General features: G+C 47.9%; 1 protein-coding gene. It reads right to left on the reverse strand.

The window, feature by feature from the left end:
* Window positions 1–795 (reverse strand): EF-Tu/IF-2/RF-3 family GTPase (locus A3739_RS07060; protein ID WP_068500866.1); only part of this gene is annotated, 795 nt, incomplete at both ends.

The raw sequence follows: 795 nt of genomic DNA on the forward strand, positions 1-795 counted from the left end.
TACTGTACGACCGCCTTCACGAATTGCGAAACGCAAACCTTCTTCCATCGCGATTGGCGCGATCAATTCTGCAGAAAGCTGTACGTTATCGCCAGGCATTACCATTTCAACGCCTTCTGGAAGCTCACATGCACCCGTTACGTCCGTAGTACGGAAGTAGAACTGTGGACGGTAGCCTTTGAAGAATGGCGTGTGACGACCACCTTCATCTTTGCTTAGTACGTATACTTCAGCTTCGAACTTAGTGTGCGGCTTAACAGAACCAGGAACACATAGAACCTGACCACGCTCAACGTCGTCACGCTTAGTACCACGTAGAAGAACACCAACGTTCTCGCCCGCACGACCCTCATCAAGAAGCTTACGGAACATCTCAACACCAGTACAAGTAGTGGTTTGAGTTTCACGGATACCGATGATTTCGATTTCGTCACCAACAGTGATGATACCACGCTCAACACGACCAGTTACTACCGTACCACGACCAGAGATAGAGAATACGTCTTCTACTGGCATTAGGAATGGTTGATCGATTGCACGCTCTGGCTCTGGGATGTACGTATCAAGCGCTTCAACAAGCTTCTTAACAGCAGTTGTACCCAACTCGTTGTCATCTTCGCCGTTCAATGCCATCAAAGCAGAACCAGGAATGATTGGAGTGTCGTCACCAGGGAATTCGTATTGATCTAGAAGCTCACGAAGCTCCATTTCAACCAACTCAAGCATTTCGTTGTATTCTTCAGTACCTGCACCGCCACAGTCTTCAGCAAGAAGGTCTGCTTTGTTCAAGAATAC

The sequence above is a fragment of the Oleiphilus sp. HI0067 genome, assembly GCF_001635735.1.